Source organism: Neisseria sp. P0021.S006 (assembly GCF_051956895.1).
In genome coordinates this window covers 1-828 of the sequence record NZ_JBQCWZ010000592.1, presented here as the reverse complement: position 1 = coordinate 828, position 828 = coordinate 1, and the positions used below count along the sequence as shown (strand labels likewise).

The following is an 828-nucleotide window of genomic DNA, read 5'->3' as shown; positions in this document are numbered from 1 at the left end:
GTTCGGCCCGGCATTATCTGATTCATGTATTTTTATTACCCGAACAAAAGGCTTTTCAGTATAATACCGCCCGAAAATTCCCTTATCTGTTGAGAAGTTAAGGCCAAAAACCAAACTTTTTGCAGACCAATCCGACGATGCCGTCCCGCAAGCGGCTTTCCCAAAAGGAATATTTTTAAATGAGTTCTTCAAATCAAAGCGTTTTGGAACGATTGTTCAACCTGAGTGCCAATCAGACCAACGTCCGCACTGAAATCATGGCCGGTTTGACCACCTTCCTCGCCATGTGTTACATCATCATCGTCAATCCCCTGATTTTGGGCGAAACCGGTATGGATATGGGTGCCGTATTTGTGGCCACCTGTATCGCTTCCGCCATCGGCTGTTTCGTGATGGGCTTTGTCGGCAACTACCCAATCGCCCTTGCGCCGGGCATGGGCTTGAACGCCTATTTTACCTTTGCCGTCGTCAAAGGCATGGGCGTGGACTGGCGTGTGGCTTTAGGTGCCGTTTTCATTTCCGGCATCATTTTCATCCTGTTCAGCTTCTTTAAAGTGCGTGAAATGCTGGTCAATGCGCTGCCTATGGGCTTGAAAATGTCGATTGCCGCAGGTATCGGCCTCTTCTTGGCATTGATTGCACTCAAAGGCGCAGGTGTGATTGTGGCCAACCCTGCCACATTGGTCGGCTTGGGCGACATCCACCAGCCTACCGCCCTGCTGGCGATGGCAGGCTTTGTCATGGTGGTTGCACTCGGCCACTTCCGCGTCAAAGGCTCCATCATCATTACCATTCTGACGCTGACCGCCGTCTCCACCGTCTTGGGCT

The 828-nt window shown here is 51.2% G+C and carries 2 protein-coding genes; one reads left to right on the top strand and one right to left on the bottom strand.

Going from position 1 to position 828, the window contains the following annotated elements; genetic code table 11:
• A partial coding sequence (locus ACTHUM_RS15900; RefSeq protein ID WP_440403407.1) for a hypothetical protein occupies window positions 1-192 on the bottom strand: 192 nt, incomplete at its 3' end.
• On the opposite strand from ACTHUM_RS15900, the gene ACTHUM_RS15895 reads away from it, so the two are divergent.
• The coding region (locus ACTHUM_RS15895; protein ID WP_440403406.1) for a solute carrier family 23 protein at window positions 180-828 on the top strand (649 nt) is incomplete at its 3' end. The two genes, ACTHUM_RS15900 and ACTHUM_RS15895, sit on opposite strands and share 13 nt — an antisense overlap.